Consider the following 25,883-nt stretch of genomic DNA (forward strand, 5'->3'; position numbering starts at 1 on the left):
TTAAAAAGTCATGAGACTCATTATTGTCAGCGGCCACTCTGGGGCCGGAAAAAGTGTTGCCTTGCGCGTACTTGAAGATATCGGCTACTACTGTGTCGATAATCTCCCTGTCGATCTCCTTCCAGCCTTTGTCGACTCGATTAAAGAGAGCAAGCAAAACGTTGCGGTGAGTATTGATATTCGTAACTTGCCAGAAAACACCGCTGATTTAGAGAAGCAACTTTCGCACTTTAAGTCGAATAACGATCTCAGCGTTCTGTTTCTTGATGCTTCAAAAAGCACGCTTATCAAGCGCTACAGTGAGACTCGTCGACTTCATCCACTGTCACAAAAAAACAATCGCCTGCCTCTCGATCAAGCGATCGACCATGAAAAAGCGCTGCTGTCTCCAATTAAAGAGATGTCAGATCTGGTCATCGACAGTAGTGATAAATCTCTTCATGAGTTGAGCGAAACCGTACGCCTAAGAGTTGAAGGGAGAGAGCGCAAAGAGTTGGTCATGGTCTTTGAGTCGTTTGGCTTTAAGTACGGCCTGCCCTCTGATGCTGATTACGTGTTTGATGTTCGCTTCTTACCAAACCCACACTGGGTGCCAGAGCTACGCCCTATGACGGGTCTTGATGCGCCAATTCGCTCCTTTCTCGAGCAGCATCAAGATGTATTGGAGCTTAAACATCAGATTCAAGGCTTTGTTGAGCGCTGGCTTCCAGCACTCGAGCTGAATAACCGCAGTTATGTCACCGTCGCGATCGGTTGTACTGGCGGCAAACATCGCTCTGTGTATTTAACCGAGCAGATCGGTGAATATTTCAAACAGCTCGGTAAAACGGTTCAAGTTCGACATACCTCACTAGAAAAGAACACAGGCTAACCTATGGCTCACACACAAACGGTTCGAATTGAGAACCGCCTTGGCTTACACGCTCGAGCGGCGGTCAAGTTAGTTGAATTAGCGCAGTCATTCTCTGCTACGATTACTATTCGCAACCCTGAAGGCAAAGAAGCGATCGCCGATAGTGTCATGGGGTTACTCATGCTTGAATCGGCGCAAGGGCAAGATGTCACCATAATGGCTGAAGGCTCACAAAGCGAAGAAGCCTTAAAGGCAATTTGTCATCTAATTCAAGACAAGTTTGATGAAGAAGATTAACTCCATCAGAAAATTAAGCTAATATTCAACGCATTAAAAGAATCTAAAGTTAGGGGGAATCTATGGGCGAACAAATAGAATTCGACCAAGCTCATCAAACCCTCCAAGAAATCTCTGAAGCATTAGAAAACGGCCGCTTTGTCCATGTAAGACGTCAATTGCAGGATATGGAGCCGGAAGATATTGCCCACCTTCTTGAGGCCTCTCCACGCAAAAGTCGTGATGTTCTTTGGCAACTCACCGACCCAGAAGACTACGGTGAAATTCTTGACGAACTGAGTGAAGACGTCAAAGATGCGCTTGTCTCAAAAATGGCCCCAGAAAAGCTTGCAGAAGCAACTGAGGGCATGGATACCGATGACGTAGCCTACGTTCTACGAAGCCTTCCTGATGATGTTTCTCGCGAAGTCCTCGACCAGATGGACACGGCAGATCGTCTGCGCGTAGAGACCGCCCTGTCATATCCAGAAGACACCGCCGGTGGCCTAATGAACACCGACGTTATCACCATTCGTGGCGATGTCGATGTCGATGTTGTTTTGCGTTACTTGCGCATGAAAGGCGAGCTTCCTGAGGCGACAGATGCTCTCTACGTAATTGATGAAGACAGTCTACTGATCGGTCACTTATCGCTGATGAGCCTTCTAACCGCACAGCCCGACACGCCAGTGACAGAAGTGATGGATGATGCAGATGAAGCTATCTCTGTCATTACTAGTGCTTCTGATGTCGCGAGTCTGTTCGAGCGTCGTAATTGGGTTTCTGCGCCAGTTATCGATGAGAACTTACATCTCGTCGGTCGTATCACCATCGATGATGTGGTTGATGTCATTCGTGAAGATGCCGAGCACTCAATGATGAGTATGGCGGGTCTGGATGACGATGAAGATACCTTTGCACCAGTGTTCAAGTCAGCACGAAAACGTAGTGTGTGGTTAGGCGTCAATGTGTTAGCGGCTCTAGCTGCTGCGTCTGTCTCTAACATGTTTGAAGCCACGCTTGACCAGATGGCAGCGATTGCCGTTCTAATGACGATTGTGCCTTCTATGGGTGGTGTTGCGGGTAATCAGACCGTGGCACTGGTCATTCGCGGCCTAGCCTTAGGCCACATTGGTGATGCCAACAAGCGCGAGCTATTGATGAAAGAGGCCGCTATAGGTCTTCTCAACGGTGTCCTTTGGGCACTGATCATTGGCGCGATTGTCGTTGTATGGAAAGGCGAATGGATGCTTGGTGGGATCATTGCTGCGGCTATGCTGACCAACTTACTGGTAGCAGGTGTCGCGGGTGTGACTATTCCAATCTTACTTAAGAAGATGAACATCGACCCCGCACTCGCTGGGGGGATGGCACTGACCACCTTCACCGATGTGATTGGTTTATCCGTCTTCTTAGGTCTAGCGACACTGTTTATCTAAAATAAATCACGCGATATAAAAAAGCCCCTGATAGTGATTCCTTTCAGGGGCTTTTTAGATCTACTCAAAATCATTGATCCAGTGGTTATTCACCCGCCACTTTCATCGACTCGAGTAAGATTGAACCGGTTTGGATCTGTGAGCGCACTTCAACGTCACTACCCACTGCCACAATGTTTTGCAGCATGTCTTTCAAGTTACCAGCGATAGTAATTTCAGACACTGGGTATTGGATAACACCATTTTCAACCCAGAAACCGGCGGCACCACGTGAATAGTCGCCAGTGACGGTATTAACGCCCTGCCCCATCACTTCTGTCACCAGCAAGCCTGTACCTAGCTCTTTGAGCAGCTGCTCATAACCCTGCCCCGTCGACTTAACATACCAGTTGTGGATGCCACCCGCATGCCCAGTTGGCGTCATGTTCATCTTGCGCGCTGCATAGCTGGTTAATAGATAAGTAGATAGCACACCATTAGTGATAATCTGACGATCTTGTGTCATCACACCTTCACTATCAAATGGGCTAGACGCTAAGCCACGCAAAACATGCGGCTTCTCTTCAACTTGGAACCAATCAGGGAGAATTTTCTCACCCAGGTGATCAAGCAAGAAAGAGGCTTTGCGATACAGATTACCACCACTGATCGCCATCACTAGATGCCCCATCAAGCCTGTTGCGACATCGGCTGCAAACATCACCGGATATTCACCTGTCGCCACGCGGCGTGGGTCGAGGCGGTTTACTGTCTGCTCTGCTGCTAAACGACCGACTTTCTCAGGTGTCCACAGTTCATCCTTGTGACGAGCAACGGTATAGCTGTAGTCACGCTCCATTTCACCATTGTCACCTTGGCCTATCACACAGCAACTAATACTATGACGACTGCTCGGGTAACTCGCCAACAAGCCGTGGCTGTTGCCATAAACTTTGATGCCGTAGTGGCTATCATAGCTCGCGCCATCACTCTGTTTGATTTTGCTGTTGTAAGACAGTGCTGCCTGCTCCGCTTCAATAGCAAGTTTTGCCGCATAGTCTGGATCTGGCGTTTCAGGGTGGAAAAGGTCAAGGTCTGGAATATCTTGAACTAAAAACTCTTTATCAGCAGGCCCCGCACATGGGTCTTCTGATGTGTACTGAGCAATATCTAATGCCGCCAGCACCGTTTGTTGGATAGCCGCTTCACTGAGATCTGAAGTGGATGCGCTTCCTTTACGTTGACCACGATACACCGTGATACCCAGTGCACCGTCGCTATTGAACTCAACGTTCTCAACTTCACAGCCACGAGTTGAGACACTCAATCCTGTTGATTTACTGATCGCAACTTCTGCTGCATCTGATTGCTTCGCTGCCAGCTCTAGAGCCTTTGCGACCGCACCTTCCAGTTGTTTACGTTGCTCGGCAACTTGCTGTTTTACATCCATCTTCAATTCATCAATTTGCTTTTATTACTCCAAGAATAACAAGAATTTCGCTTTCTCCCCACGATTGTTGTTAAAATAGCTCTATAGATCGATAAAAAAGGCAGTAAACATGGCTCGTAAGAATCAAAAAGCGCCCTGGGAACCGGAAGAAGAGATTATCTGGGTCAGCAAAACTGAGCTGAAGCGTGACATGGAAGAGTTACAGAAACTGGGTGAAGAACTCGTGAACCTGAAACCTTCAGTGCTCGAGAAATTTCCACTAAGTGATGACCTACGTGACGCGATCAAAGACGCACAGCGCTTCAACAAAGAAGCTCGTCGTCGCCAGATCCAATACATAGGTAAGATCATGCGTAATGAAGAGACTGAGCCGCTACAAGCCGCTCTCGACAAAGTACGCAATAAGCACTCACAAGCAACGGCAGAACTACACAAGCTGGAGCTTTTACGTGATCGTGTGGTCGAAGAGGGCGACAGTGCCATTGCCGATGTGTTGGAGCTTTACCCAAGCGCCGATCGTCAGCGCCTACGTCAACTTGCACGTCAAGCCGCAAAAGAGAAAAAAGCCGGTAAGCCTGCCAAGGCATTCCGTGAAATCTTCCAAGTGCTCAAAGAGCTCAATGCAGAAGAGCTTTAATTGCAATCCCCGCTTCTTGCGGGGATTTTTCTATCTCTAACCTAAACGGCACTTGCCGCCACAAATTCAGCCAAAACAGAGTGTGGATGCTCACCGTTCAGTTCACTTATCTCACCAGATACCTCTACCTTAGCATTTGCCACAAAAGCAAAATGACTGGCTATCGACTTAGCGTCACTCAAGTGATGTGTCACCATTAAAACCGTCGTGCCACGTTCTTCTGCCAAAGATGCCACCAGCAGCAACATCTCTTCACGAAGCACAGGATCGAGAGCTGAAAACGGTTCATCTAGCAACCAAATAGGGTGAGGCTGAACAAAGCACCGAGCCAGCGCTACACGCTGCTTTTGCCCACCTGAGAGCTGCTCAGGTAACCGTTCTAAATATTCCCCTATTCCAACCTGGTTCGCCGCAAGTTCAACCTGTTGTTTCTGCTGCTGTGTTAACTTGAGACTAGGGTTAAGCCCCAGACTGATGTTGTCCCGTACACTGAGATGAGCAAACAAGTTATAGTCTTGGAATAACATCGCCAATGGGCGGCGATGTGGAGGCGTGTGATCAATACGCTGCGCTAATACAGAAATCTCACCTTGAGCCGGCTCAATAAACCCTGCGACCAATGCCAACAAAGTCGACTTACCAGCACCACTTGGCCCCATTAATGCCACAATCGCACCTTGATCGACCTGTAAATCAAAGTGAAAAGGTTGTTGGTGATATTCATACAGCACATTAGTGATGCTTAGCATGCTTACTCCTCGAGGTAACAAACAGCTTTTCTAACACGGTAAAACTCCCGACACTGAGCAGTAATAGCGCGAGAGATACCACTGCAGCAGCTTCCATCTGATAGCTCCCTAGCAGTTGGAATAGATAGAGCGGCAAGGTTCTAAAATCTTGACTGCCAAACAAGGCTATCGCACTCAAATCACCCATAGAGAGCATAAAACTAATCGCAAAAGCATGGGTGATCGGGCGCTTCAATGCACGCCACTCAACGATGTGTATCCGCGACCAGCCTGTCATCCCCAAGCTAACACACAGCAGTTGGTACTGCTGACCGACATGTAACATTGGCTGCGCGAGTGACTTGATAACATAGGGCAGAGCCATCAATGCGTTAACACAAACCACGACCCAAAATGCTAAGCTGTAAACATCCGTAACGCTGCGCAGCAGCAGAAATATCCCGGTACTTATCACCAACCCTGGAGTGACTAAAATAATCGTGCCTACCAGTTCAAGTAAGCTTGCTCGACTATTTTTCATCTGCATACGCCAGCCTCGACTGGTCAACAATATACAAAAGCCCAGCAGTAAGGCCATCATGGCTGCCATCACGGCAACTTGAAGCGACGTCGCCAACGCTTGCCAAAAACGCCAATCACTAACAACGGACCAAAGTTGCGTATTCAAGCCACTCACAAAGACCATCACCAACGGAGGGATCACTAGCAATACACCACCAATGATCCAAAAGCTGTCCCATGCTTTTGACCACCAATGATCCTTACCAACAAAATTGTCTCTTGCCTTACTGCCAGACTCGACTGCCATTGGCTTTGAGAGCTTTTGGATCCCGATAGCTAATAAGCCACAAAGCAGCATTTGCCATAGGGCAAGCAATGCACCTGTCTGCAAGTCAAAATCAAATTTTATTGCCTGGTAGATCGCGAGTTCTATTGTGGTGGATTTTGGCCCTCCACCCAACGCCATAACGGTAGCAAAGCTAGTAAAGCAGAGCATAAATACCAACCCATATACATGCGGCAGTTGTTGACGAAGCCTCGGCCATTCAATCCATTTAAATTTGTACCAATGCCCCATCCCAAGATGTGCACACAGTCGGTGCTGCTCTTGAGGTATGCTTTCGAGAGATTGCAGCAGCAACCTCGCTGCATACGGCAGATTAAAAAACACATGCGCCAGTAAGATTCCGTTTAGGCCATAGATGGAAAAAGGCAGTGATAAGTCAAACAGCTCAAGCCCCTTCGCTAGCCAACCTCGATTACCGTATATCGCCAGCAAGCCAAAAACCCCGACCAACACAGGCAATACTAACGTTGTAGCAAATATCTTGATCAATAGATCTCGGCCTGGGAATTGACGGCGAGAGAGGGCGTGAGCGAGCGGAATCGCGAGCCCAACACTGAGTAAAGTCGATAAGCTCGCTTGATAGAAACTAAACTTAGTGACGTGTCGATAGTAGGGTTCATTCCAGATCTGTGCGATCTCTAAGGACGGAGCAAACGACACAAGAGCAGCCAGCGCTGAAATAACAAAGGCCGCGATAGCTATCGCGACCCATAAACCTATTTTAGGTACGTGATTCACAACTGGCCTTAGAAGGTCAGCGCATGCTGCCATTCACGGATCCAGCCTCGGCGTTTTTGTGCGACTTCGTCAGCGGAAAAACTCAGCGCATTCTCAGGTTGAGTTAATGTCGCAAAGCCCTGAGGTAAGGCAACGTTGGTCACTGGATACATCCAGTTACCCGTAGGCATCGCCGCCTGAAAATCTTCAGAGAGGACAAATTGCATAAACTGATCCGCCAGAGCTTGCTTGTCGGTCCCCTTCACTTTGGCAACTACCTCAACCTGAGTGTAATGGCCTTCAGCAAAATCAGCCGCAGCAAATCGCTCATCTTCTTCCGCAATCAAGTGATACGCTGGCGATGTGGTGTATGAGAGCACCATATCCGACTCACCCTCTAAAAACATCGAATACGCTTCAGACCAACCTTTGGTCACAGTCACCGTCTTCGTTGCGAGTTGCTGCCAAGCCTCAGTGGCTTTGTCGCCATAGACAGACTTCATCCACAACAGCAGCCCTTGCCCAGGTGTCGATGTTCTTGGGTCTTGGTATATCACCTTAATATCGTCACGCTCTTCCACCAGCTCTTTAAGGCTTTGGGGTGGGTTTTCTAACTTCTCTTTGTTGTAAACAAACGCAAAATAACCGTAATCAAACGGGATAAAAGTGTCATCTTCCCAACCACCAGGCAGGGTAATCGCCGAGGTATTGACCTTATGAGTATCCAATAGCCCCGTTTCACGCGCTTCTGTCATTAGGTTATTGTCCAACCCAAGAATGATATCCGCTTTGCTGTTGCTGCCCTCTAAGCGCAGGCGATTGAGAATAGAAACGCCATCATCAAGGGCGATAAAATTCAACTCACAATCACATTGAGACTCAAACGCCTGCTTGACCGCCGGCCCAGGACCCCAGTCAGAAGCAAAAGAGTCGTAGGTGTAAACTGTCAGTGTGTTGCTTGCTGCAAATGCAGAGCTTGAGATGAGCGCGAAAGCGCTGATTAAGTAAGAAGACGATGTCATCGTGTACATTCCTTGTCATCGCTGGGCAGGGCGACCTAAACAAGGTCTCTCAATGCCTACGCCAGCATTATCTGGTTCAGGTCGCTACGGGTATTTTCTCAGCTGACCTCACGCCAGCACCCCGTTGAGTGGCACAAATTGTAATGTTAATTAAAGGTAAACGCTAGCTGCGTTGATCGTAACCCCATCGAGGCACTAACCCCTGCTCTACACCTAGGTGATCTAAAATACGCGCCACCATAAAGTCAATCAGATCTTCGATGGTTTTCGGTTGATGATAAAACCCCGGCGCTGCGGGCATGATGGTGACACCCATTTGAGAAAGCTTGTGCATATTTTCTAGGTGTAAGGTCGAAAATGGCGTCTCTCTCACTACCAACAGCAGTTGTCCTCGCTCTTTAAGCACGACATCCGCTGCACGCTCAATCAAGTTGTCCGACATCCCATGGGCAATTGCAGCCACACTGCCGGCAGAGCAAGGACACACCACCATCTGCTTTGGTGCTGCAGAGCCAGATGCCACTGGAGAAAACCAATCCTCTTTACCGCATACGACTAACTTGTCTGCCTCACAGCCCAAATGCTCTACCAAGGCTTGATGTGCAGCGTCTGGCCCACTGGGTAGCTTTAGGCCATGCTCTGTGGCTAATACCACACGCGCAGCAGACGAAATGAGAAGATAGACTTGATAGTCCGCGGCAAGCAAGCACTCCAGCAGGCGCAACCCATAAGGTGCGCCTGACGCTCCAGTAAACGCCAGTGTGATTGCCTTGTTGTTCGCTACAGTTTGTGTGGTCACGCGCTATTTCTCTTTATGGTTTATTTGGTGGAGAGAGCTCGCAGGAGTTTGTCGTGAATACCTTCAAACCCTCCATTACTCATCACCAGAATATGGTCTCCAGGCTTTGCGCTGGCGACGATCTTCTCAACAAGGCGGTCGATGTTATCGTCAGTATCGCTCTGTTGAGCACACTGCTGCGCAACATCACTCACACACCAATCTATCGAATCAGGCTGATAAATAAACACGCTGTCTGCCGCAGACAATGACGCCGCCAAGGTTTCTTTGTGTACTCCGCGTTTCATCGTCGCGGAGCGAGGCTCTAAGACCGCAATGATCTTATCTTTGCCCACCTTGTTACGCAGGCCACCCAATGTCAGTTCAATGGCCGTTGGGTGATGAGCAAAATCATCATAGACCGTAATACCGTTGAACTCTCCTTTGAGCTCAAGCCTACGTTTCGTATTGATAAACTTCGCTAACGCTTCGCACGCATGCTGTGGAGAGACACCGACGTGACGTGCAGCGGCAATGGCCATGAGGGCATTATCGACATTGTGATCGCCCACTAGATCCCAATCAACCTGACCAACAACCTGCTCTTGATAACTCACCTCAAACTGGCTGCCATCTTTACGCAATTTTTTGGCGCTCCAGTCCCCTTGCTGGCCGGAAAATTCCGTTTCGCTCCAACAGCCTCGGTCAAGCACATCGGCAATCGCACTGTCACTCTTTGGTGACAGAATCCGACCATTGCCCGGTACTGTGCGTACCAAATGATGAAACTGACGCTTGATCGCTTCTAAATCATCAAAGATATCAGCATGATCAAACTCAAGGTTATTCATGATCAAAGTGCGAGGATGGTAATGAACAAACTTAGAGCGCTTATCAAAGAAGGCGCTATCATACTCGTCCGCTTCAACCACAAAGAACATGCTCTCACCCAAGCGAGCCGAAATGCCAAAGTTCCCTAACACACCTCCCACGAGGAATCCGGGTTGATAACCGCACTCCTCTAGAATCCAAGCCAGCATGCTTGACGTTGTCGTTTTGCCATGCGTGCCAGATACTGCAAGTACCCAGCGGTCATGCAAGAGAAACTCTTGTAGCCACTGAGGACCAGAGGTGTAACGAAAGTTACGGTTTAGAACATATTCAACACAGGGATTGCCGCGACTCATCGCATTGCCAATCACGACAAGGTCTGGGGCTGGCTCAAGTTGAGCAGGGTCATAACCTTGAATGATTTCGATACCATGCTCTTCAAGCATCGTACTCATTGGAGGGTAAACATTGGCATCAGAGCCCGTCACTTTATGGCCAAGTTGGCGAGCTAACATAGCCGCACCACCCATAAACGTACCGCAAATACCTAAGATGTGAATGTGCATAGTCGCCATCCCTGTCGATTAATCTAATTACAGCAATTATATCAGCTTGCTACAGGATGAGCATGATACGCGTTTATGGCGCAAAAGATTGAGATCCCGCCTCTATTTGCTCAGCGCAAACGTTCAAGCGCACAAAAAACGAACAAACACACCAAATAATCATACAAATAGCCAGTTTTGGTATTTTATTCAATTCTCGTAATAAATTTTAAACTCTAAGATTAAAGGTGAGCTTGATTCCCCATCAAGAGGCGACACGGCTCCTCCATCTCCCCCTAAAAATTAAGAGTTAAGGACCTAACATGTCAGGATTACGCACTTTAGGCGAATTCGTTGTCGAGAAACAGGCAGATTTTCCCCATGCCAGCGGCGACCTATCGTCTCTACTCGCGTCTATTCGTCTTGCTGCAAAGATCGTTAACCGTGAAATCAATAAAGCAGGCTTAGTTGATATCACTGGTGCAGTAGGCACAGAAAACGTTCAAGGCGAAGCTCAACAAAAGCTCGACCTATACGCAAATGAAAAGTTCAAGGCAGCACTGGAAGCTCGTGACCAAGTTTGTGGTGTCGCCAGTGAAGAAGAAGATGAAGCGGTAAGCTTTGATCGTGATAAAAACCAACATGCGAAATACGTGGTTTTGATGGATCCACTAGATGGGTCATCAAACATTGACGTTAACGTATCTGTGGGGACGATCTTCTCAATTTACCATCGCGTATCTCCTGTAGGTACACCACCAACTATGGAAGACTTCCTGCAACCAGGCCATAAGCAAGTGGCTGCGGGTTACGTTATCTACGGCTCGTCAACGATGCTAGTGTACACCACTGGTGCTGGTGTTAACGGCTTTACTTACGATCCTTCTCTTGGCACATTCTGTCTTTCTCACGAAAACATGATGATCCCTACCGAGGGTAAAATCTACTCGATCAACGAAGGCAACTACATTCGCTTCCCGAAAGGGGTTAAGAAGTACATTAAGTACTGCCAAGAGAATGTGCCTGAAGATGGCCGTCCTTACACGTCACGCTACATCGGCTCATTGGTATCAGACTTCCACCGCAACCTTTTACACGGTGGTATTTACATGTACCCAAGTACACAAAGCCATCCAAATGGTAAGCTGCGTCTGCTTTACGAGTGTAATCCGATGGCGTTCCTTGTTGAGCAAGCTGGCGGCACAGCTTCTGATGGTCAACAGCGTATTATGGATATCGATCCAAAAGAGCTGCATGAACGCGTTCCGTTCTTCTGTGGCTCAAAATCGATGGTTGATAAAGTCGAAGAGTTCATTAGTGAGTTTCCTGAAGACTAAGTACTACAACACTCAGTACTAATAGCAACAACCCAGAACTAATAGCAACAAGGGCACCTTATTCAAGGTGCCCTTTTGTTTTGCTTTTATTGAACACCTCAAAAACACATCTCTACACTAGCAGTTTGTCGCTCTAGCGAAATATCTTCTATAACTAGGAGTATGCATTCACACGCTATCACAATGATTCCTACCACAAAAAGGATATTTCTATGAGCTTAAATCACGTGCCTGCTGGCCTCTCCCTTCCTGATGATATCTACGTGATCATCGAGATTCCCGCTAACGCAGATCCAATAAAATATGAGGTAGATAAAGACTCCGGGGCGGTATTTGTCGACAGATTCATGTCTGCTCCCATGTTCTACCCATGTAATTATGGCTATGTGAACCACACGCTGTCGCTTGATGGAGACCCGGTTGACGTATTAGTACCCACTCCCTATCCATTGATGCCAGGATCAGTGATACGTTGTCGCCCTGTAGGCGTGTTAATGATGACAGATGAGTCCGGTGAAGATGCCAAAGTATTCGCCGTTCCTCACAGCAAAATATCTAAAGAGTACGATGACATTAAAGACGTCGATGACATTCCAGCGCTTCTCAAAGCGCAAATCACCCAGTTTTTTGAGCGTTACAAGGAACTAGAACCAGGGAAGTGGGTAAAAGTCGAAGGTTGGAAAGACGCCGCCACAGCAAAAGAGGAGATCATCTCCTCTTTTGAGCGAGCGAAAAAATAATCTAGTAGTAACTGCCGTGGGTGTTGGCGTTATAGCCCCACTCCGCGGCGGTCTGGCCTGAAACATATTTTTGATAGTATTTAGGGTCTTTGTAGTCACACACGCCCAAATAGGTAGCACCACTTAACCCCAACTCAAAGGCGCTCTGTTCACAATAAGCATCTCGTCCTTGCTCATAGCCATCGGTGTACGCTTGATAGAGATCAGCAGTAAACACTTGATTATTATCGAGCTCACCCATGCGCTCTTGAGTCAGCTTAACCCAGCCTTTCTGCCCGTGTTCAAGGCCGTACGCTTGCCAGTCTGCCGCAAGTGAGCTCGATGGGACTTCAAGTGACGAGCACCCACCAATAACGGCAGAGGCCAGCAGGGTCCACATAGAAAGTATTAATGGTTTCATCGTGATGTTCTCCTTGATATCAAGTACACAACCTTGCGAACAAATCTATGCACCCAACTCACACAGGTACGTTCTCACACAGGTACGTATGCCTCAACCGATAGTTCAAATCCTCTGAAACCAATCCCCTGAAGCGATTTCAACATCTAACTCAGCTGGCTGTTGATAAAGATAAATCCAAGCTAGACCAAAAGGAGTGCTAATGGTTTCGCGTCGGTATTCCACGGGCACATCTTCAAGGCGATCGAGTTGAGCTAGAGTGTCATCATTCACCCAGTAGACTTCACCTAGAATACTGCTATGACCCGCGATCACCGCAGGATATGCACCAAGATCGAACAGAGTGTACTCAGGAAGCGTCTCACACGTGCCCAAGCAATCACACTGTTCAAGGTAGTGATGGTTGCTCTCTCCCTTGCGTAACGTACCGTAAACAAAGACTAAATGCTGCATACTGCTATCCCTAATATCGTCAACCATGTCAACTCGATCCGAACTTCAACTATAGCAAAGTTTCATATTGAGCAAATCTAGTGCCATCACTTACAACCTGTCATCAATCAAACTCAAACTGATAAAGCACATCAACGGCACTGTCTAAGCCTGAAACCACCTCTATATAGAGATCCTGCATGATTCGATAACGAACGGTAAACTCACCCACAGAATCAAAGATACCTACACCATATTTGACTTGCAGGCCTGGTAATATATAACCACTGACCGTCACTTGAGAATCATCCCCTGTTCCGGCAGTATCTAACTGTAGATCTTGCACACCAAAGGCCTCACCAATCTCACCAACGACTTTACCACTTCGCGCTAAACTCAAGCCGATTAGGGTTGTGGTGATGGCATTACCACCTGACTCACCATCAATATCTTGGCCTCGCAGTAAGTACGACAATGCGTTCGCCTGCGGCATGGCTGGCTCTGAGAAAATCTCAACCACTGGCTCGTCAGCAGGACCAGTCACACGGATACCCGCTGTCACATCGTCTTGAGTATTGTCAGGGTTTCGTATTGCCGTGATCACTATGTATGGCTGATCGACCGGACCATTCATCAAGATCTTACCTTCGTCGATCAATAGATCTTGACCAAAAGAGCTGTAAGAGCCATCGACGATGTTCACCTCACCGTTGACCACAGGGCCTTTATCTCGTTGCGCCACATTGAGTGTGCCCACTAAGCTACCGGTAAGACCAAAGGCGGACAGGCGGAAATCATCACCAATATGGATGTTGACGTCTGTTTCTAGCGCAAAAGGAATATTGGTATCTTCCTCTACCGGCTCCAGGTTCTCATTGAGAATCACCTGATCACTTGAGACACTCACCGCAGACTCTGGCAGACTCTGCACATCAATTCGAGCCCAAGGTAGGTGAATATCACCGTGAACTTTCGCCTGCTTCGGCGACATTGAAATCGTCATGTCTGGTTCAACACGAACTTTTACCATCGGCGGAACTTCGACCATCAGCCCATCGGCAAACACCCGAATGTCACTGTGCCAATCCGCTAAGTCTTGCCAGCCTGCGTCACCCTCAACTTTCAAATCCCCTTCGGCAGTTTGAATTAAGGCATCAAGCGTTGCTTGATAACCAGCAAAGTTCAAATTGACCTCGCCTTGCTCAACCGCAACTGGCGAGATTTCACCATTAACCTTCATTTGGTTTATCTTAAAATAACCATTAGCTTTTGGCTGCATAAGGGGGCCTGAGAGCTTAACATCCGCCTCTATATTGGCATTGACCTCACTGTATGCCCCCACGATCGGAGAAAGAAAATCTAAGTTAAATGGCGTCAGTTTAATTTCACCATCAATGGTGCGATCTTCAGCAAGCACATCAGGGATCAAGACCTTACCGGAAATATCACCGTTGTTATCGATATCAATATTCCACTCGCCTTCTACGCGATTGTTAGCAAAGTGCGCTTTCAACATCGAAGCTTGCCACCCCACAACTAAAGGCTCATCAAGTTGCTGGGTCACACGACCTGGCGTCAACTCAACCAACGCTTTCACTTCCGGTACTTGGCCATTTGCCCAGCGAGCCTCAACGTCTGCATCGACAGCACCCTCGATTTGCGTCTCTTGTGGGATATATTGTTCCAGCTGCGCAAAATCGAACTGTTTTATCGACAGCGATACATCACCATTTTGCTCTGAGACTTCAATGTCTTTGTTTAAACAAAGTGAAGATGAAGACTGCGCCCAACAGTGAGCACTCACTTTAACCAACAACTGATTAATATCAGTATATAGGTTAACTGGCTGCTGGATGCGCCACGGGCCTTGCTCAGTCGTTACCTGAAATGTGTTTAGCGTGCCCTCCCAAGTGTTGGCTTGCTGACTAAAGTCCCCAACCAAAGCAAACACAACGTCGACTAATTCAGAGTCGAGATCGATATTCAGCTTGTGATCCGTCAGTGTGCCATCGAGATCCACCTTGAGAGAGGGGGCTTTAAACTCTTCATAACTCAGCTTACTCGCCTCAATATTCAATGCCACTTTAGGATCACTAGCGGGGAGCAAGCTACCCTTAATTGAAAGCGACTGTAATCCTGCTAGTTGCTGCCATTGAATCGAATTTGCGCTCAAATCGAGATTGAGCTCCGGCTGCTCTAACTTCCCTCTCAGCATAACTTTACCCTGCGCCGAACCTGTCACGTCTGGCACCGACTTAGCTAACTGCGGAAGGTTTAGATCAATATTCAGAGCCCATGTTTCATCCAAGTTACCATCAACCTGCAACTGATTTGGCCCATGCCCTAGTGACAAACCCGGTGTATCAAGTCGGTACTGCCCCTGTCCTGAGCGATCAGAGGCCTGAAGGCTACCTGCAAGATCGAGTGGGTAGTCGCGGATAATGCCCTGAATGTCCAAGGTAGGTAGGTCCACATACCAACCTCCTTTCTCAGTTAAACCACCCGTTGTCGCAAGTTGACCTGAGATACTGCCTTCTGCTTCTGGCCAGTGTAGCCCAGGTTGAATGGTGCTCATCTGCACATCAGCGCGCCAAGTGACTAAGTCTTCCCACTGACTTGCGACTTGCCCTTCAATGCTGCCGCCCAGTGTATCGATTCGGATGTGGTTAAGGTCAATGTCTGAAAGCGTCCCTTTACCGTCCAGAGAGACATCCAAATCAGGGATGCCATTGCCTTTTACGTTGCCTGATAGCTTCGCTTGATAGCTATCTAACGTACCACTGCCTTGCAAGTGAGTAACCACTACGCTGTAATCTGCCTTATCGACTAGCGGCCATTGGACATTAGAGTCTTTGATTTCAACGGTGAATGGCAGAGTTGGCTCTAAAGGCTTAACATTCCCAGTCAAAGCAATGTTGTTCACCCCTTGTGTTTCAAGGGCTAAATCTAGATTTGCGACACTGCCATCCAACTTGAGACTGATTTTTTCACCTTTTGCCAGCGCCAGCTTTGCCGTTGCATCGAGCTGAGCTGACAGTGGATAGCCATCTTTAAGCTGAGCATTGGCTGACAGCACCGCCTCAACCTCATCAATATCAACAGCAAGCTTCTCGATATTGACATCATGACCTTGCGCGTTTGCGGCCAATCTCAAGTGATGCAGCACAAAAGGACTATCACCGGACTTGAGCTCAAAGTGATTTATCTCGATCTGTTCGACGACCACCTCAAGCGGAATCCATACTTCAGGTAGCTCGATAGGCTGCACTGGCGATTCCACCTCGGTTGGTGCAGGTTCATCACTCTGTTCTGTCTCAGTAAGTGTGACCGACGAATTTTCCAGTAGGGTTTGCGTTAAGGTTGCGACATTGCCATTAAATGTTGCGCCTGATGTGAATTTCTGCCACTCAACCTGCGTTCCATAGAGATCCAAGCTTATGTTGGTAAGTGCTAACTTATTGAGTTCAATCGGTAGCGGTGTGGAGATCTCGGTGATTGGCTCAGAGGGCTCTGCTTCAGGCTCATCGACCGAAGGTGTGTCAGAAAGCACCAAGTTGAGTTGATCACCACTCAGCTCATCGATACAAATCGCCGGAGACAGAAAGCACTGGTGATTGATGGCTAAGGTCAAGACGTCGGCATTAAGGTCTACACCAAGAGCGTCATCTTTGAATTGAATATTACGCAGCGTAAAACGCGGAAAGAGTGCGCCTTCCGCTTGCTCTACCTTGAGTGATGGTAACGCCTTCTCTGCCCCCCAGAGAATGGTTTGTAAGCCGGAGTTGGTAAAGAGAAGAAATCCAACGGCCATCATTGTGATGACTATCAAACTGGTAATGGAAACGGAAACCCATTTTGTCACTGTAACCGCTTTACGAATCATAATTCAGGCCCCAGTGAGAAGTGTATTCTGAAATCATCTTTGGCAGAGTCGTCTAGCCCCCATGCAAAATCAAATCGAATCGGACCGACAGGCGAGGCCCAGCGAACACCCACACCGGCACCATCGCGCCATTGTGGACTGTCATTGAAAGCATCACCAATGTCATAAAAGACCGCGCCCCACCAATTACCGGTGACACGATATTGATACTCTAGCGTGCTCGTTACGACATATTTGGCACCCGTGAGTGCGCCACTCTCATCGGTTGGTGACACTGACTCATAGCCATAACCACGAATACTGTTATCACCACCAGCGAAGAAACGCAGCGATGGCGGCAAGCTTTCAAAGTCATCCGGGAAGTTCGCACCGCCATCAAGTCGAAAGATCCCGCGGTGGTTTTTACCTGCACTGCGAATAAACGTCGTGCCTGCTAACAGTCTTACAACCCGCGTTTCTGAAAGCGCCGCGGGATCACCATATTCAATCGTTATCGACTGTTTATCTCCCCAAGTTGGCATAGCGCCACCTCGAGAGCGGGTTCGCGTATAGGTCACCCCTGGGAGTAAGAACTGACTGGTGTCGTCTTGCAGACCTTGGGTAAAGCGCTCATACAAGTATCGTACATACGCAGTTCTGTGCCACCCTCCGTCAAGTAACCAGTGTCGCTCAACGGCTAAATTAGTCTCGACACTCTCTGTATCGCGGTTATCTAGGATTTTCATCCCGAATTGAATACGGTAGTAGTCATGCAACACGTCTTGCAGGGGGATATTGTAGCCCGCAGTGACCGTCTGCTCAGGAACAGAGAGAGAAACACTGGAATCAAAACTGTGGCCACGCGAGTTAACCCAAGGTTTTTTCCATTTTACGGACCCTCTCACTCCAACATCAGTAGAGTAGCCCAAGCCCGTTTCCAATTGATTGCGTGACTGAGGTGCAAGTGAGACTTTCATAGGAAGATCTCGACCTTTACCGAGTTGGGTCAGATCTGGTTCAACAAACACCGAAGAGAACCAGTCCGTATTTGACAAGTTTTGGTTGAACTCGCCTACTTGAGAGGCCAAATAAGGCTTTGACTCTTCATAGGGCTGAAGAGATCTCACACGCGTCTCGTCGATTTGGCTGCCATTAATGGTGGTAGGACCAAAATGATAACGAATGCCACTATCGAAATGCAGTCGAACAAATGCTTCATTTTTACTCGGGACAACTTCAAGGCGGCTCAACTTATAATCAGCATCAAAATAGCCTTTTTGTAGGGCAAGATTACGGATACTGGATTTAAGCGCATCATACTGCCCATGATTGAGTTTTACACCCAACTTCAATGGTGAGCTATTTATCACTCGCTTGAAGTCTTCATCACTATTCGCCTCGCCTGAAAGTTGAATATCTAGCTGAGTGATACGAACAGGATCTCCTTGTTCAATCGTTACTATTAACTCATCTCGCTTTTCATCCACGCGAGTAGATATCGTCGGGTTGTAATACCCCAAAGCATTGAGTGACTCGGTCACCATACTTTCAATTCGCGCACGAAAGCGTAGATCAGTCGAATACTCATCTTTGTTGATCGAGCTAAGGTAGACCTCGAGGTTGGATAATTCCTCACCCTTGAGACCATTAATTGAGAGGCTTGCGGCCCAAGTAGGCTGAGCAAAAGCAAGCAGGGCAGAAAAAGACAGTAAAAATCGCTGCGATGTCATCCTGTTGAGCCTTGAAAAGCAGTAAATAAGACTGATGCTGAAAACACTTTTTATATTTTATTATTGATGGCGAACACGCCAAACACTCGTATGAAGCATTGGACACATCCACGACGCTAGAAGTTGCACAAAGCGTGCAATATAGTATCGTCTATAACACAAGAAGTCTGTAGTAAGCAGGCCTCAAAAAGACGATATTGTGTCTCAAACTATTGTTTTTAATAATGCTAATTTCGAAAACAATCACGTCAACAATACAAGATAACAATAAATGCTTACGACTCTCACAAGGAAGCCTTATGTCGGAAAAACACATTATGATCAGCCCAGAAAAAGCGTTACCTGGGCGTGATACCCCCCTTACTGTCGATGACACACACTTTGTCAATCAATCAAGCATCAGTGCTGCCCCTACCACTGATCAAGCAGAAATCCTCATCGGGATGGGCTGTTTTTGGGGTGCAGAAAGATTGTTTTGGCAACTAGATGGGGTGGTGTCTACCTCTGTTGGCTACAGCGGTGGCTACACAGAAAACCCAACCTACGAAGAAGTATGCTCGGGAAAAACTGGTCACGCCGAAGTCGTGCGCGTTGTCTACTCGCCAGAAAAACTCTCTTTGCAGCAACTTCTTACCCATTTTTGGGAAAGACATGACCCAACACAGGGCATGCAGCAGGGCAACGATATCGGAACGCAGTACCGAAGTGCACTGTATGTGTATGACCAAACACAAATGAACACAGCGTGTGAATCAAAAGAGGCGTATCAAAATCTATTGGGCAACGATGAAAAGCAGCAGATCACCACCGAGATTTTGCCCGCTGGAAAATACTATTTTGCAGAAACCTATCACCAACAGTATTTGGCAAAAAATCCTGAAGGCTATTGTGGGTTGGGAGGCACTGGTGTGTGCTTCCCCCCTTCTCTCTCAAACTGATTCTCAATTTGAGAAACCGTCATAGCCGCCTACATGTCGGCTATGACGCCATTGATCTCTTTGTAAACAGCCAGTTTATGGGCATTGTTAACGTCCGGCAGCAACACTTTGCCGTTATCAAACTCAAAGCCCCCTACCCCCTGAATAACAAACCGTCCCTTAAACAGCGTCTTAACAAACCTTGCGACCTGAATCGGTCTATATTTTACAAACTCGCGCAACATGACTAACCTCAACTTCCTTATTGTCTCTGCATCTTGTCTGTGCAGATGGACTGACCATTGAAACATTCAGCGACAACTCGTGTTAGAGCTGTCAAACTATTCAAAAATCATTGTGCATTAATAATGCCAGTTTTTATTTTTCTACTATTTTAAAGATAACACCAGACGGATGTTACACCATTTAACAAATAAATAGCATTTCTTTAATTAAAGGAAGAAAAGAATGAAAATCAAATCCCTGCTCTCTACTCTTTTGATCGCTGCACCACTTTCCGTTGCTGCTCACAACTTAGAAGTGGATGGCACGCTGCACTCAGTCAAGATCAACAAAGTGGGCGAACTGCTACTCGACCAAGACAAAATTAAATATCAAAGCTGGAATACCGAGCAGATGTTGGGGAAAGTGAGAGTTATTCAAGCCATCGCAGGACGCAGTGCCGCCAAAGAAATGAATACCCCACTGATGGCGGCGATTACTGCCGCTGATTTTGCTGAAGACAGCTACCAAACCACCACCATCATCAACCAAGACGATGCACTTTGGGGAACGGGTTCATTTGTAAAATCGTCGGCTGAAGACAGCAAAAAAGAGTTCCCATGGTCTTCTATGGTCCTTGACTCAGACGGCCTGGCGGCCAATGCATGGCAGTTAGAAGAGAAGTCTTCTGCCATCATTGTGCAAGATAAACAAGGCAAGATTTTGTTTATAAAAGAGGGCGCACTAAGTGAAGAAGAGATTCAGCAAGTACTTTCTCTTATCCAAAAGAATGTCACTAAATAACTAAGATTTTCCATGGCGACATAAGTATCATAGCGATTAGATATAAGTTAAATAACCGTCAAGTTCGCCGTCATCTTATTGAAAAGGTGGGACTGTTATAATATAACGTTACCGCCTTTACTTAAGAGACTACGCCGATATGCTGCATCTACATCTTGCTCCCTTGCGTGCCAAAATGCTTGCAGCCGTTTGTATCTCCCTGCTTTTCGGGTTAAATAGCCTCTATATCGAGCACCTTGTTCATGCTCACAATCATGAGCATAGCCACACACATTCACACCCTCACAATAATAACGAACTTGATGCTCACGAGTATCACCATTGTGAGTTGGTTATGTGCGCTAAGAACCTAGTCAGTACACAGGCTCCAACAGTCGCACCGCTACCATTTTTTACCTCCTTCTTTACGATAAGTAAGGTCTTTACCCTTCGCTATCTACCCGAAGTACAGGCGCGTTCTCCACCCGTTCATTAACCATCTGATTTACCATTACTTTATTCTTAAACTATCTTTAGTAAGTACTCTTTTGGATTTAATGACTTATGAAAAACTTAAAACTAAACACAATCACACTTTCAGCTCTAGCCGCACTTGGCCTAGCAACACTTCCAGCACAAGCAGAATCAGAATTCCGTCAACATGGTGCTCATGTGCATGGTGAAGTTGAGTTTAATGTCGCGCAAGATGGCAATGAGCTTCTGATTGAAATCGTCGCACCAGGCGCTGATGTTGTCGGCTTTGAACGTGCGCCGGAAACGGATGCAGAAAAAGCAGCACTCAAGCAAGCAATTGAAAAACTTGAGCAACCAGAGTCACTATTCACCCTCGCAGCAAATGCAAACTGCTCTGTTGAATACAAATCTGTATCACATACCCTAGGTGAAGGTTCTCACTCAGATCATGACCATCATAGCCACGATGATCATAACCATGACGAGCATAAGCACGACCATGATGACCATAATCATGACGAGCATAAGCACGACCATGATGACCACAATCATGACGAGCACAAGCACGACCATGATGACCATGATCATGACGAGCACAAACATGACCATGACCATGACCATGACCATGACCATCATGCTGGCCACGGTGAGTTTACAGTCGAGTACCATTTTGCCTGTGACAACATCAATAACCTGACGCAACTCGAAACATCATGGTTAGAGAAGTTTGAACAAACCCATAAAATCTCGGTCAATATCTTAACCGATCGTGTTCAAGGCGGCGCAACGCTAGAAGGCACGACGAACCGATTTGACCTGTAATCTTCATCCATGATGAAACGCTAGGTGGCCAATAGCCACCTAGCTTCCAATTGTACTTTGTATAAGCTAACCCAATGATGCCAATAGACAAACCTGATTTAGCACATGTTATCGACCTAGACAGTGTGACATTCCGCTGGTCTGCCGATGCTAAACCAACACTCAAGATAGATAAGCTGTCCATTAATCAAGCTGAACATACATTCATTAAAGGCCCAAGTGGGTGTGGTAAATCTACACTGCTCTCCCTACTGACTGGAATTAACGCTGCAGAGTCTGGCAAAGTTGAAGTCTTAGGCAGTGATCTCACTCTACTATCTTCACGCCAAAGAGACCGCTTCCGTGCGGATCATGTGGGCTATATTTTCCAACAGTTCAATCTATTGCCTTATTTGAGTGTGATCGAAAATGTCGTATTGCCGTGCCAGTTTTCAGCACACCGAAAAAGCAATGTGCAGGGTAAATTGGAAGACAAAGCCCGTCAGTTACTTGAACGCTTGCACCTCGCACCTGAGCTGCTCAACAAGCCAGTGATAGAGCTGAGCATCGGCCAACAACAACGCGTTGCAGCCGCTCGAGCATTGATTGGTGCTCCTAAGTTGATCATTGCTGATGAGCCTACCTCAGCCTTAGATTTCGACAATCGCACTGCGTTTATTGAGCTTTTGATGGAGCAGGCGACCGAGGCTAGTTCAACCTTGGTATTTGTTAGCCACGATCCAACATTGGAGCCACTTTTTAAACGCTCAATTCAGTTGCAAGAAATCAATACGGCGGGAGCATAAACATGTTAGCTATCAGCACTCTGGCATGGAAAAGCCTTAAAAACCGTAAAGCAACGGCACTGCTTACTGTCCTGACAGTCGCTATCTCTGTCATTCTGCTAATGGGTGTAGAGCGAATTCGTACTCAAGCAAAAACCAGCTTTGCCAACACCATCTCTGGAACCGACCTGATTGTTGGGGGGCGCTCTGGACAGGTGAACCTACTTCTTTACTCTGTTTTTCGTATTGGTAACGCCACCAACAACATCGACTGGCGCAGCTACGAAGAATTTAGCCGACATCGTGCCGTTGACTGGAGTATTCCCATCTCTTTGGGAGACTCTCATCGTGGTTTTCGTGTAATGGGCACAAACCAAAGCTACTTTGAGCATTACCAGTTTGGTAGTCGACAACATTTAGAGCTCGCCGAAGGAGGTCCATTTGATGGTATGTTTGAAGCGGTGATCGGTGCGGATGTGGCTCGTGGCCTTGGCTATAAAATCGATGATGAGATTGTCATTGCGCACGGCTTAAGTGATGTGGCATTCAGTCGTCATGACAACCTACCATTTAAGATTGTCGGGATATTCAAGCCCACTGGTACACCTGTAGACAAAACGATCCATGTCTCGCTCGAATCAATTGAAGCCATTCATGTCGGGTGGGAGTCTGGTGCACGGTTAGGTCCTACACCAACCAAAGCCGAACTTGAAGCGATGGATTTTCAACCTGAACAGATTACGGCAATGTTAGTGGGTCTAAAATCCCGTATCCAGACCTTTGCACTACAAAGAGAGATAAACACCTACCCCAAAGAGCCTTTGAGCGCCATCATGCCAGGCGTTGCCCTGCATGAACTCTGGGGAATGATGTCTGTAGCCGAACAAGCATTAATGGTAGTATCTATCTTTGTTGTAGTTGCAGGGTTACTGGGTATGTTAAGTAGCTTATTGACGAGCTTGCAAGAACGCCGTCGAGAAATGGCTATCCTCAGGGCTATGGGAGCTCGGCCTCGGCATATACTGATGCTACTGGTCAGCGAAGCAAGCGCATTAACCTTTATTGGCATTGCGACTGGTCTAGCCGGCTTATACAGCTTGTTAGCGATTGCTGGGCCGATTATTCAACAGCAATATGGTATCGCTATCGAGCTGACCATGATCACCAACTATGAATGGATGCTCCTTGGTTTTGTTCAGCTTGCTGGCGTGATCATTGGTTTCATTCCCGCTATTCGTGCATATCGTCAGTCACTTAGTGACGGTATGACTATCAAGGTGTAGAAAATGTTAAAACAGATATCCGCAGCTCTGCTGTCACTCTCTATCCTACTGGTACCAAGCTTCGCTTCGGCTTCTAGCAGTGATGAAGCGCTTACTCTCGATTGGATCGACCTCGTTCCTGAGTCAGAGCGTCAACAATTCTCAAATATGGGAATGCCCTTAGCCGCACATGACGAGTCGTCAAGCCTAGCCGCTCAGCAGTCAAAAATTGGTAGTGTTCGCAGCGAACTCAATGGCAGCCAAGTCCGAATTCCAGGCTTTGTTATTCCGCTAGAAGGTGACGCAAATAAAGTGACCGAATTCTTGCTTGTGCCATACTTTGGCGCATGTATTCACGTTCCGCCGCCGCCACCAAACCAGATCATCTACGTTAAGTACCCTGAAGGTGCGCCTGTTCAGCAGCTGTGGGATGTGATTTACGTCGTCGGCACACTCAAAACTGAAGTCATCAGTCATGAGTTAGCTGAGACCGCCTATGTTATTGAAGGTACCGGCATCGAAGCGTACGACGATATGTAATCGGTTGCTCAAACAACAAAAACTAAAAAAAGCCTCACAAGAGGCTTTTTTATCGTCTGAATGCTTTGGTTTGTGAAAATACTACGGTTTGTGAAGAATAAAGATCTTTATATAGCGGTATTTAAACGTGCTTATGAGCTACCGACTAAATAGGTAGTTGGAAAGAAATAGCAGCACAAGCACATAGCCTATGATCAACAGCGCCACAGACATAGAGCGGCGCATCTTATGTATATTCGGTATATTCATATCGCCCCCTAGATTTTCTTAAATTTTAACAAAAATTTATCATTTATTTCAACTACAAAATACTCTCCAATTCACTAAATCACCCCGTAGCATATGACTTTAGTACTCTTTAGTCGCTTAAAGGGAGTCAACACCAAACATCAAATGTAAACAAGTTATTAAATCACATAAACTTAAAGAGATCTCGATTCGAGACAAAGTCACTTTCAAAACTGCACCTAAGTGAAACTTAGCGATATACTGTCTAGCAAATGCTCAATTTCAGGTATGAGATTGAAGAAAATAACCTCCAATTAGATTACAGCAGCGAGAAGACGATGAGCACAGAAAGCAAGAGTGTCACTGTCGTAGTTGAAGAAACGAAAGCCCAAGACAAGAAGAAAAACTATATCAAAGAGAGCGGTAAACAAATCCTTGCCATGGCTGAAGAGCATGGCCTAGACGCTGAAATCAACTCTGATAAAACTGATGCTACCGCACTTGAGCGAGCACTTATCCGGGAGAGGAAACGTCGTGAACTGCGTCAAATCAATCTAGAAAGCATCATAAAAGCCGCATACGCCAGCTGCAAGAATGAGAGTGCCGGTCAGCCTGAGCTAGACTGGCAGCATCGTTTCTTCGACATGGCACAAGAGATTCACAACCCAATGATGCAAAAGCTTTGGGCACAGGTGCTAAAACGTGAAGTCACCAACCCTGGTTCGACCTCAATGAAGGCGTTGCAGGCCTTGCATGATATGAGCCCTAAAGAAGCACAAATTTTACAGCGAGCAGCCTCGCTAGCCTGTAGCTTCGGCACTGATACCAGCAAAAAGCTTTTTGTCGGGGTGAAATCAAAAGGGAGTATTTTTAAGCTTGGAAAGCGGATTTCAACCGCAACCGTGAGCCTTGGCGCTTACCAACTGCCATACTCTAGCTTGCTTGTTCTTATTGAGCTCGGACTGGTTCACACTAGTGAACTCGAGTCAGGAGAAATTGACATGACGGCGCCTTTACCGATTCAATACCAAGGCCGCAGCATGAGCCTACAAGCTCACCAAAAAGGGGCATCTTTGCTTTACTATCGCTTTACTCCCACAGGCAATGAGTTGTGCCGATTACTCGGCAATAAACCCAACCAAGACTACTGGGATCAGGTGACAGCATTGTTGCAACAGACCTTTGCCATCCACTCTGATAGCAAAGGCAGTGTGAACCACACCGTGTAGCAAATATACTTGTTGGCG

At 47.1% G+C, this 25,883-nt stretch carries 25 protein-coding genes and 1 riboswitch; of the genes, 14 read left to right on the forward strand and 11 right to left on the reverse strand.

The features are described from left to right. Positions 1-10 precede the first annotated feature (10 nt). The 3 genes from rapZ (at position 11) to mgtE (ending at position 2,568) form a co-directional block, all read left to right on the forward strand. Positions 11-871: an RNase adapter RapZ gene (gene rapZ / locus QWZ05_RS11155; RefSeq protein ID WP_264877670.1), complete on the forward strand. Its 861-nt coding sequence runs from the start codon at positions 11-13 to the stop codon at positions 869-871. A 3-nt stretch (positions 872-874) separates the two neighbouring features. Next, on the forward strand, positions 875-1,150 hold the full coding sequence (locus QWZ05_RS11160; RefSeq protein ID WP_264877669.1) for an HPr family phosphocarrier protein: 276 nt from the start codon (positions 875-877) through the stop codon (positions 1,148-1,150). A 62-nt stretch (positions 1,151-1,212) separates the two neighbouring features. Continuing rightward, positions 1,213-2,568: a magnesium transporter gene (mgtE, locus tag QWZ05_RS11165; RefSeq protein ID WP_264877668.1), complete on the forward strand. Its 1,356-nt coding sequence runs from the start codon at positions 1,213-1,215 to the stop codon at positions 2,566-2,568. Between the two features lie 85 nt (positions 2,569-2,653). Here the strand turns inward: mgtE and pmbA are convergent, their stop codons facing one another. Next, on the reverse strand, positions 2,654-3,997 hold the full coding sequence (pmbA, locus tag QWZ05_RS11170) for a metalloprotease PmbA (RefSeq protein ID WP_290298417.1): 1,344 nt from the start codon (positions 3,995-3,997) through the stop codon (positions 2,654-2,656). Positions 3,998-4,106: 109 nt separating this feature from the next. Here pmbA and yjgA point away from each other — a divergent pair, with 109 nt between their 5' ends. Next, on the forward strand, positions 4,107-4,634 hold the full coding sequence (gene yjgA / locus QWZ05_RS11175; protein ID WP_264877667.1) for a ribosome biogenesis factor YjgA: 528 nt from the start codon (positions 4,107-4,109) through the stop codon (positions 4,632-4,634). Between the two features lie 41 nt (positions 4,635-4,675). Here yjgA and thiQ read toward each other — a convergent pair whose 3' ends face one another. The 5 genes from thiQ to mpl form a co-directional block, all read right to left on the reverse strand. Continuing rightward, positions 4,676-5,383, reverse strand: coding sequence for a thiamine ABC transporter ATP-binding protein (gene thiQ / locus QWZ05_RS11180; protein WP_264877666.1), 708 nt, complete (start codon positions 5,381-5,383; stop codon positions 4,676-4,678). Continuing rightward, the gene (gene thiP / locus QWZ05_RS11185) at positions 5,367-7,001 is read right to left on the reverse strand and encodes a thiamine/thiamine pyrophosphate ABC transporter permease ThiP (RefSeq protein ID WP_290298418.1); all 1,635 of its coding nucleotides are present in this window, start codon (positions 6,999-7,001) and stop codon (positions 5,367-5,369) included. The genes thiQ and thiP overlap by 17 nt, the downstream gene beginning before the upstream one ends. Further along, a complete protein-coding gene (gene thiB, locus QWZ05_RS11190) occupies positions 6,977-7,969 on the reverse strand; it encodes a thiamine ABC transporter substrate binding subunit (RefSeq protein WP_290298419.1) in 993 nt (330 codons plus the stop codon). Before thiB ends, thiP begins: the two co-directional genes overlap by 25 nt. Before the next feature lie 36 nt (positions 7,970-8,005). Continuing rightward, positions 8,006-8,103: riboswitch (TPP riboswitch) on the reverse strand. Between the two features lie 29 nt (positions 8,104-8,132). Next, a complete protein-coding gene (locus QWZ05_RS11195) occupies positions 8,133-8,768 on the reverse strand; it encodes a flavin prenyltransferase UbiX (protein WP_264873975.1) in 636 nt (211 codons plus the stop codon). 20 nt (positions 8,769-8,788) lie between these two features. Then, complete coding sequence (mpl, locus tag QWZ05_RS11200; protein WP_264873977.1) at positions 8,789-10,144, reverse strand: UDP-N-acetylmuramate:L-alanyl-gamma-D-glutamyl-meso-diaminopimelate ligase; 1,356 nt, start codon at positions 10,142-10,144, stop codon at positions 8,789-8,791. Positions 10,145-10,446: 302 nt separating this feature from the next. Here mpl and fbp point away from each other — a divergent pair, with 302 nt between their 5' ends. Together fbp and ppa are read left to right on the forward strand one after the other, a co-directional pair. Then, positions 10,447-11,460 carry a class 1 fructose-bisphosphatase gene (fbp, locus tag QWZ05_RS11205; RefSeq protein WP_264873979.1) on the forward strand — a complete coding sequence of 338 codons (1,014 nt, stop codon included), beginning with the start codon at positions 10,447-10,449 and terminating at the stop codon, positions 11,458-11,460. A 212-nt stretch (positions 11,461-11,672) separates the two neighbouring features. Further along, positions 11,673-12,200 (forward strand): inorganic diphosphatase, encoded by a 528-nt coding sequence (gene ppa / locus QWZ05_RS11210; protein ID WP_290298421.1) that lies wholly within the window; start codon positions 11,673-11,675, stop codon positions 12,198-12,200. Between the two features lies 1 nt (position 12,201). On the opposite strand, the gene QWZ05_RS11215 is transcribed toward ppa, so the two are convergent. The 4 genes from QWZ05_RS11215 to tamA all read right to left on the reverse strand — a co-directional run bounded on the left by QWZ05_RS11215 (position 12,202) and on the right by tamA (position 18,624). After that, on the reverse strand, positions 12,202-12,600 hold the full coding sequence (locus QWZ05_RS11215) for a DUF2799 domain-containing protein (RefSeq protein ID WP_290298423.1): 399 nt from the start codon (positions 12,598-12,600) through the stop codon (positions 12,202-12,204). Positions 12,601-12,705: 105 nt separating this feature from the next. After that, complete coding sequence (locus QWZ05_RS11220) at positions 12,706-13,053, reverse strand: gamma-glutamylcyclotransferase family protein (protein WP_264873985.1); 348 nt, start codon at positions 13,051-13,053, stop codon at positions 12,706-12,708. Between the two features lie 103 nt (positions 13,054-13,156). Continuing rightward, positions 13,157-16,915: an autotransporter assembly complex protein TamB gene (gene tamB, locus QWZ05_RS11225; RefSeq protein WP_290298425.1), complete on the reverse strand. Its 3,759-nt coding sequence runs from the start codon at positions 16,913-16,915 to the stop codon at positions 13,157-13,159. Beyond that, positions 16,912-18,624 carry an autotransporter assembly complex protein TamA gene (tamA, locus tag QWZ05_RS11230; protein ID WP_290298428.1) on the reverse strand — a complete coding sequence of 571 codons (1,713 nt, stop codon included), beginning with the start codon at positions 18,622-18,624 and terminating at the stop codon, positions 16,912-16,914. The genes tamB and tamA overlap by 4 nt, the downstream gene beginning before the upstream one ends. A gap of 299 nt (positions 18,625-18,923) precedes the next feature. On the opposite strand from tamA, the gene msrA reads away from it, so the two are divergent. Next, positions 18,924-19,562 carry a peptide-methionine (S)-S-oxide reductase MsrA gene (gene msrA / locus QWZ05_RS11235; protein ID WP_290298430.1) on the forward strand — a complete coding sequence of 213 codons (639 nt, stop codon included), beginning with the start codon at positions 18,924-18,926 and terminating at the stop codon, positions 19,560-19,562. Positions 19,563-19,591: 29 nt separating this feature from the next. Here the strand turns inward: msrA and QWZ05_RS11240 are convergent, their stop codons facing one another. Continuing rightward, positions 19,592-19,786: a DUF1107 domain-containing protein gene (locus tag QWZ05_RS11240; protein ID WP_264873992.1), complete on the reverse strand. Its 195-nt coding sequence runs from the start codon at positions 19,784-19,786 to the stop codon at positions 19,592-19,594. 223 nt (positions 19,787-20,009) lie between these two features. Between QWZ05_RS11240 and QWZ05_RS11245 the strand changes: the two genes are divergently transcribed. From QWZ05_RS11245 to QWZ05_RS11275, 7 genes are all read left to right on the forward strand, one after another. Continuing rightward, positions 20,010-20,567 carry a YtfJ family protein gene (locus QWZ05_RS11245; RefSeq protein WP_290298433.1) on the forward strand — a complete coding sequence of 186 codons (558 nt, stop codon included), beginning with the start codon at positions 20,010-20,012 and terminating at the stop codon, positions 20,565-20,567. A 139-nt stretch (positions 20,568-20,706) separates the two neighbouring features. Beyond that, entirely contained in the window at positions 20,707-21,042 is a 336-nt protein-coding gene (locus QWZ05_RS11250) for a hypothetical protein (RefSeq protein ID WP_264873994.1), read from the forward strand. Between the two features lie 68 nt (positions 21,043-21,110). Continuing rightward, positions 21,111-21,842, forward strand: coding sequence for a zinc uptake protein ZrgA (zrgA, locus tag QWZ05_RS11255; protein ID WP_290298436.1), 732 nt, complete (start codon positions 21,111-21,113; stop codon positions 21,840-21,842). A 74-nt stretch (positions 21,843-21,916) separates the two neighbouring features. Continuing rightward, positions 21,917-22,627 (forward strand): ABC transporter ATP-binding protein, encoded by a 711-nt coding sequence (locus tag QWZ05_RS11260; RefSeq protein WP_264873997.1) that lies wholly within the window; start codon positions 21,917-21,919, stop codon positions 22,625-22,627. Between the two features lie 2 nt (positions 22,628-22,629). Then, a complete protein-coding gene (locus QWZ05_RS11265) occupies positions 22,630-23,889 on the forward strand; it encodes an ABC transporter permease (RefSeq protein WP_290298439.1) in 1,260 nt (419 codons plus the stop codon). Positions 23,890-23,892: 3 nt separating this feature from the next. After that, complete coding sequence (locus tag QWZ05_RS11270; RefSeq protein WP_264874000.1) at positions 23,893-24,408, forward strand: DUF3299 domain-containing protein; 516 nt, start codon at positions 23,893-23,895, stop codon at positions 24,406-24,408. Positions 24,409-24,974: 566 nt separating this feature from the next. After that, positions 24,975-25,865: a TIGR03899 family protein gene (locus tag QWZ05_RS11275; protein WP_290298441.1), complete on the forward strand. Its 891-nt coding sequence runs from the start codon at positions 24,975-24,977 to the stop codon at positions 25,863-25,865. Positions 25,866-25,883 lie beyond the last annotated feature (18 nt).

The sequence above is a fragment of the Vibrio agarivorans genome, from assembly GCF_030409635.1.
GTDB lineage: Bacteria > Pseudomonadota > Gammaproteobacteria > Enterobacterales > Vibrionaceae > Vibrio > Vibrio agarivorans.

Bases quoted from the DNA above. Each gene is read 5' to 3' on its own strand.
- thiP (WP_290298418.1), bottom strand. From the start codon at position 7,001: ATGGCAGCATGCGCTGACCTTCTAAGGCCAGTTGTGAATCACGTACCT.
- QWZ05_RS11270 (WP_264874000.1), top strand. From the start codon at position 23,893: ATGTTAAAACAGATATCCGCAGCTCTGCTGTCACTCTCTATCCTACTG.
- msrA (WP_290298430.1), top strand. From the start codon at position 18,924: ATGTCGGAAAAACACATTATGATCAGCCCAGAAAAAGCGTTACCTGGG.
- fbp (WP_264873979.1), top strand. From the start codon at position 10,447: ATGTCAGGATTACGCACTTTAGGCGAATTCGTTGTCGAGAAACAGGCA.
- tamA (WP_290298428.1), bottom strand. From the start codon at position 18,624: ATGACATCGCAGCGATTTTTACTGTCTTTTTCTGCCCTGCTTGCTTTT.
- QWZ05_RS11160 (WP_264877669.1), top strand. From the start codon at position 875: ATGGCTCACACACAAACGGTTCGAATTGAGAACCGCCTTGGCTTACAC.
- QWZ05_RS11245 (WP_290298433.1), top strand. From the start codon at position 20,010: ATGAAAATCAAATCCCTGCTCTCTACTCTTTTGATCGCTGCACCACTT.
- mpl (WP_264873977.1), bottom strand. From the start codon at position 10,144: ATGCACATTCACATCTTAGGTATTTGCGGTACGTTTATGGGTGGTGCG.
- rapZ (WP_264877670.1), top strand. From the start codon at position 11: ATGAGACTCATTATTGTCAGCGGCCACTCTGGGGCCGGAAAAAGTGTT.
- mgtE (WP_264877668.1), top strand. From the start codon at position 1,213: ATGGGCGAACAAATAGAATTCGACCAAGCTCATCAAACCCTCCAAGAA.
- QWZ05_RS11265 (WP_290298439.1), top strand. From the start codon at position 22,630: ATGTTAGCTATCAGCACTCTGGCATGGAAAAGCCTTAAAAACCGTAAA.
- QWZ05_RS11240 (WP_264873992.1), bottom strand. From the start codon at position 19,786: ATGTTGCGCGAGTTTGTAAAATATAGACCGATTCAGGTCGCAAGGTTT.
- ppa (WP_290298421.1), top strand. From the start codon at position 11,673: ATGAGCTTAAATCACGTGCCTGCTGGCCTCTCCCTTCCTGATGATATC.
- thiB (WP_290298419.1), bottom strand. From the start codon at position 7,969: ATGACATCGTCTTCTTACTTAATCAGCGCTTTCGCGCTCATCTCAAGC.
- thiQ (WP_264877666.1), bottom strand. From the start codon at position 5,383: ATGCTAAGCATCACTAATGTGCTGTATGAATATCACCAACAACCTTTT.
- QWZ05_RS11260 (WP_264873997.1), top strand. From the start codon at position 21,917: ATGATGCCAATAGACAAACCTGATTTAGCACATGTTATCGACCTAGAC.
- yjgA (WP_264877667.1), top strand. From the start codon at position 4,107: ATGGCTCGTAAGAATCAAAAAGCGCCCTGGGAACCGGAAGAAGAGATT.
- QWZ05_RS11220 (WP_264873985.1), bottom strand. From the start codon at position 13,053: ATGCAGCATTTAGTCTTTGTTTACGGTACGTTACGCAAGGGAGAGAGC.
- QWZ05_RS11250 (WP_264873994.1), top strand. From the start codon at position 20,707: ATGCTGCATCTACATCTTGCTCCCTTGCGTGCCAAAATGCTTGCAGCC.
- QWZ05_RS11275 (WP_290298441.1), top strand. From the start codon at position 24,975: ATGAGCACAGAAAGCAAGAGTGTCACTGTCGTAGTTGAAGAAACGAAA.
- QWZ05_RS11215 (WP_290298423.1), bottom strand. From the start codon at position 12,600: ATGAAACCATTAATACTTTCTATGTGGACCCTGCTGGCCTCTGCCGTT.
- zrgA (WP_290298436.1), top strand. From the start codon at position 21,111: ATGAAAAACTTAAAACTAAACACAATCACACTTTCAGCTCTAGCCGCA.
- tamB (WP_290298425.1), bottom strand. From the start codon at position 16,915: ATGATTCGTAAAGCGGTTACAGTGACAAAATGGGTTTCCGTTTCCATT.
- pmbA (WP_290298417.1), bottom strand. From the start codon at position 3,997: ATGGATGTAAAACAGCAAGTTGCCGAGCAACGTAAACAACTGGAAGGT.